The 4,719-nt window shown below is 65.0% G+C and carries 4 protein-coding genes and 1 pseudogene; 3 read left to right on the top strand and 2 right to left on the bottom strand.

All coding sequences use genetic code 11. The features are described 5' to 3' along the window. Positions 1 to 98, bottom strand: a pseudogene (locus tag AC1DQR_RS39960) (TenA family transcriptional regulator); the annotation flags it as partial. Between the two features lie 196 nt (positions 99 to 294). Continuing rightward, positions 295 to 1,833 (bottom strand): hypothetical protein, encoded by a 1,539-nt coding sequence (locus AC1DQR_RS39955; RefSeq protein WP_477135099.1) that lies wholly within the window; start codon positions 1,831 to 1,833, stop codon positions 295 to 297. A 330-nt stretch (positions 1,834 to 2,163) separates the two neighbouring features. On the opposite strand from AC1DQR_RS39955, the gene AC1DQR_RS39950 reads away from it, so the two are divergent. The 3 genes from AC1DQR_RS39950 to AC1DQR_RS39940 all read left to right on the top strand — a co-directional run bounded on the left by AC1DQR_RS39950 (position 2,164) and on the right by AC1DQR_RS39940 (position 4,719). Next, positions 2,164 to 2,916 carry a sulfite exporter TauE/SafE family protein gene (locus tag AC1DQR_RS39950; protein WP_416052225.1) on the top strand — a complete coding sequence of 251 codons (753 nt, stop codon included), beginning with the start codon at positions 2,164 to 2,166 and terminating at the stop codon, positions 2,914 to 2,916. Positions 2,917 to 2,982: 66 nt separating this feature from the next. Then, positions 2,983 to 3,915 carry an ornithine cyclodeaminase family protein gene (locus AC1DQR_RS39945; RefSeq protein ID WP_416052224.1) on the top strand — a complete coding sequence of 311 codons (933 nt, stop codon included), beginning with the start codon at positions 2,983 to 2,985 and terminating at the stop codon, positions 3,913 to 3,915. Between the two features lie 66 nt (positions 3,916 to 3,981). Next, positions 3,982 to 4,719: a TenA family transcriptional regulator gene (locus tag AC1DQR_RS39940; RefSeq protein WP_477135098.1), complete on the top strand. Its 738-nt coding sequence runs from the start codon at positions 3,982 to 3,984 to the stop codon at positions 4,717 to 4,719.

Genomic DNA, 4,719 nt, shown 5'->3' with positions numbered 1-4,719 from the left:
GCCCAGGCCACGCTGAAGGGGGCTTTGTTGGCGCTTTTGCCCTTGATGGCGTTTTCAAGGGCGGCACGGAAATCATCACGGTTCATCAGTTCGGCCATCGGGGGCTCCTGGGGATACGAGTTCAGGGTTGTGGGGGACTGCGTGGCGTGGTCCGGGTGGCTTTATCCGTGCCATCCGATACCCTGATGTAGATTGTATACTATCTACTGTTTTTGTGAAGAAGGTATTCGCGCCTCAGGAATAAAAAAAGCGAGGCACGGATGGCCTCGCTCCTGGCGGCTCAATGCAACAGGTTCAGCGCCAGAGGAACATGGCGCAAACGGTGGATACGCACAGCCCGATCAGCACCGGCAACAGCAAGGCGCGCACCGCATCGAGCACCGGCACCCGGGCAAATCCGGCCACCGCAATCAGGGAGGACCATGCAATCAGCGTGCCGCCGCCCGTCCACACCGCGCCCATCTGCCCGATTGCCGCCAGCGTGGCGGAATCGAAGCCCACCACCGGGCCCAACGCGCCGGCCAGCGTGCCGGTCAGCGGCAGGCCGGCAAAACCCGAGCCGTCGATACCAGTGATCATGCCCACCAGCAGCACGCCGAACGCCACCAGCACATGGTTATCCGGAATCATGTGCTGGTAAGCCTGGATCAGTTCGAACAGCAGGCTGGGTGCTTTGTCGGCGCTGACGCCCAGGATCTGCGCCGCGGTCTCGCCGGCGCCAACAAAGAAAAAGCCGGCGATTGGCAGCACCGAGCCCATGGCCTTGAAGGCGAAGACAAAGCCATCGGTGATGTGCTCGGGGCACACATCGAGCATCTTGCGCGGGCCTTCCGCCGCCAGCGTGGCCAGCATCATCAGCAGCGCCGCAACGCCGCCAACCAGCGCGGCCGCATCGCCGCCCTTCAACTCCGGCAGGCCCGAACCCATCTTCGGCAGCACCATCACGGCCACCACCGCCAGGAAGGCCAGCGGCGTCACCACCGCGAAGCACTTGGACCACTTGACGCGGCGCAGCGCCAGCATGGCCAGGCTGCGCTCGATGTTGGCATCGGTGACGAGCGGCTCGTCGTGCTCGGTGCCGCGCGCGATCTCGGCCTTGTCGAAGGTGCCCGCGTGCTCGGCCTTTTCCACGGCGCCGCCCGCGCGCGCTTGCCAATGGATCAGCAAGGCGCCGCTGGCAGGCACGATGTGCTTGCGCATCGACAGATAGGCCAGGGTCAGCGCGATGGCGCCGGTAATGATCGACAGCACCAGCGCGCGATCGGCGACCACCACCGCGCTGACCGCGGCGCCGGCTGCCTTGGCGCTGATCCCAGGCGCCACGCCAATCACATAGTCGGACGACAGCGCCATGCCCTGCCCAGCAATCGCGATGGCCATGGCGCCCGCCAGCGGCGGCAGGCCGGCCGCGATCGCTGCCGGCAGCAGGATGGCCGAGACCAGCGGCACCGCCGGCGTGGGCCAGAAGAACAGCGAAATCACGTAGGTAATGCCGGCCAGGATAAAGAACGCGGAATGGCCGTTTTTCATCACCACCCGGAACGGCTCCACCATGCGGATATCCGAGCGCAGCGTCTTCAGCGAGTTGAGCAGCGCCGTCATGAAAGCGATGACCAGGAAGATGTTGAACAACTCCTTGGCCGCCACCAGGCTTGCCGAAAAAATGCCTCCCAGCGCCGAGACCGGGCTACCGGTCAGCGCGAACACCACCAGAAACGTACCCAGAATCGACGGCACGACCACATTGGCCCGCAGGATCATGGTCAGGACGATCACTGCCACGCCCGCCAGGTAGATCCAGTGTGCTGCGCCAATCACCGCTTCGTGTTGCATGTATTCCCCTTGGATCTTTATCTGTAGAGACCATCGTTTTTGTCTTGTGGGGTTATGGGCGCCCCATGAACGTATACTATATTCTTGATCTGCATCAAAACAAGCGAAATCTACCGGGACTAGGGAATCCACCCAATCTGGTGCAAACCCTTATTTTTTCGCGCCAAAACAGGGATGACAGGCACCTTTTGCGAGCCAGCGGCGTCCATTCGGCCGATTCCAGATGTCTTTCATTTGAATTTTATGTAGACTGTATACCAATTTGTCGCATCATCAGGATGCCATCACCGATGGCGCAGAGTGCGATCCGTGACTCCAATCCAAGCCGCCATGACACTTTCCACCCTTCTTCCCGCCGGCACCACCGCCTGGCAATTCGGCCTGATGGGTGCGCTGATCCTGTGCGGCGCCTGCCTGCAAGGCGTAGGCGGGATCGGCTTCTCGATGGTGTCGGCGCCGGTGGCCGTGCTGTTTTTCCCGCAACTGGCCCCAGGCCCCTTGCTGGCCATGGGCGGGCTGGTCTCGTTGCTGGGTGCGATACGCGAGTTCCGTGCCATTGCCTGGCGCACGGCGGGCAATGCCCTGGCTGGCCGTGCGGCGGGCACGGTGGTGGCGGTGGCGGCGATGACGCAACTGCCGGCCGAAGTGCTGGCGCTGGTGTTCGCGCTGTCGATCCTGGCTGCGGTGGCGCTGAGCCTGCTGGGCTGGCGGGTGCAGGCATCCGGCCTGAACATGGCGGTGGCGGGTGCCGCCTCTGGCTTCATGGGCACGGTCACCTCGGCGGGCGCGCCGCCCTTTGCCATCGTCATGCAGCACCTGCCGCCGCCGCAATTGCGCGCCACCATCGGCTGCATCCTGTGCGCCGGCGCGGCGTTTTCGCTAGCCATGCTGGCTGCCGCCGGCCGTTTCGGGCTGGTGGACCTGTGGCTCAGCCTGAGCCTGTCGCCCATGCTGCTGATCGGCTTTGCGGTGTCCAATCACCTCAAGAACCGCTTTTCGGCCAAGGCCGTGCGCAAGCTGCTGCTGGCGCTGTGCACGGCCGGCGCCATTGGCGTGCTGGTCAAGCTCGCCCTGCCCGCCTGACGCCTCTTCCCGCCTCACCTTAGACCCTACGCTCCCCTCCATTCCCGCCACGCCAGGAAATAGACCATGCTGCATATCACCGATGAGATGATCGACCGCCACGTCAGCCCCGCTGACGCCCAGCAAGTGATGCTGGACGCTTTCCGCAGCTTCGGCCAAGGCAAGGCCGCCATGCAGGAGCGTATCCGTACCGAGGCCGGCGGCGTCAAGCTGTCCACGCTGGGCGCGGTGATTCCCGAGCAGCAGGTGGCCGGCGCCAAGGTCTACACCACCATCAAGGGACAGTTTTCCTTTGTCATCCTGATCTTCTCCACCGAGGACGGCCGGCCGCTGGCATCGTTCGATGCGGGCGCGATCACCCGGCTGCGCACGGCTGCCTGCTCGGTGCTGGCCGCCCGGTACCTGGCGCGGCCGGGAGCCGAAGTGCTGGCGCTGTTCGGCGCCGGCACGCAAGGCGTGCAGCATGCCCGCCAGCTCGCCGCCGCCCTGCCGCTCAAGCGCATCCTGCTGTCCGACCCGTATGCCGATGCCGCCATGCCCGAGCGCCTGGCGCGGCAGTGCGGCATCCCGGTCGACCTTGCCGAGCCGGACCAGGCCGTGGCCCAGGCCGACATCGTGGTCACCGCCTCGCGCTCCACCACGCCGTTGTTCTCCGGCCATTCCCTCAAGCCCGGCGCCTTCGTCGCGGCCATCGGGTCGAGCCTGCCGCACACCCGCGAGCTGGACGACGTGGCGCTCTCCCGCGCGGCCCGGCTGGTAGTGGAGTGGCGCCCCCAATCCATGCGCGAGGCCGGGGACATCGTGCTGGCGGATCCCGCCGTGCTGCCGGCCGACAAGGTCGTCGAGCTAGCCGATGTGGTGACCGGCAGCGTGAAGCCGCGCGGCAATGACACGGACATCTTGATCTACAAGTCCGTGGGCGTGGGGCTGGAGGATGTGGCGCTGGCGGGCTTCGCCTACCGGCAGATCGAGGCCGCGGGTGAAGCCAGAGCCGCTTGACTCACGTTACGTGGTGCGGCCACGCAGTCCCCCACAACCCTGAACTCGTATCCCCAGGAGCCCCCGATGGCCGAACTGATGAACCGTGATGATTTCCGTGCCGCCCTTGAAAACGCCATCAAGGGCAAAAGCGCCAACAAAGCCCCCTTCAGCGTGGCCTGGGCCAGCGGCAAACTCTCCCGCGACCACCTCGCCCGCTGGGCCGAGAACCACTATCACTACGTCGGCCCCTTCGCCGACTACCTCGCCTACATCTACGCCCGCACCCCCGACCGCTTCACCGAAGCCAAGGACTTCCTGCTAGCCAATATGTATGAGGAAGAAATCGGCGGCGACCGCCACACCGACCTCCTGATCCGCTTTGCCGAAGCCTGCGGCACCACCCGCGAGCGCGTGGTCGACCCCGACAACATGTCGCCCACCACCCGTGGCCTGCAAAGCTGGTGCTACGCGGTAGCCATGCGCGAAGACCCCGTCGTGGCCGTCGCCGGCCTGGTCGTTGGCCTGGAATCCCAAGTGCCGTCGATCTACCGCAAGCAGACCCCCACCCTGCGCGACAAGTACAACTTCACCGACGAGGAAGTCGAATTCTTCGACCTGCATATCGTTTCCGATGAAATCCACGGCGAACGCGGCTACCAGATCGTGCTGGAACACGCCAACACCCCGGAGCTGCAGCAGCGCTGCCTCAAGATCTGCGAGATCGGTGCCCAGATGCGCCTGCTCTACACCACCGCCCTCTATCACGACTATGTCGCGCAGGAAATCCCCCTGCCTGAACTGGACATGGCCATGGCTGCCTGA

It is taken from the genome of Cupriavidus sp. 05L411 (assembly GCF_056398045.1).
The sequence above is the reverse complement of the archived record's forward strand: the minus strand, read 5'-3'. Positions and strand labels throughout refer to the sequence as shown.

Bases quoted from the DNA above. Each gene is read 5' to 3' on its own strand.
- AC1DQR_RS39955 (WP_477135099.1), bottom strand. From the start codon at position 1,833: ATGCAACACGAAGCGGTGATTGGCGCAGCACACTGGATCTACCTGGCG.
- AC1DQR_RS39950 (WP_416052225.1), top strand. From the start codon at position 2,164: ATGACACTTTCCACCCTTCTTCCCGCCGGCACCACCGCCTGGCAATTC.
- AC1DQR_RS39945 (WP_416052224.1), top strand. From the start codon at position 2,983: ATGCTGCATATCACCGATGAGATGATCGACCGCCACGTCAGCCCCGCT.
- AC1DQR_RS39940 (WP_477135098.1), top strand. From the start codon at position 3,982: ATGGCCGAACTGATGAACCGTGATGATTTCCGTGCCGCCCTTGAAAAC.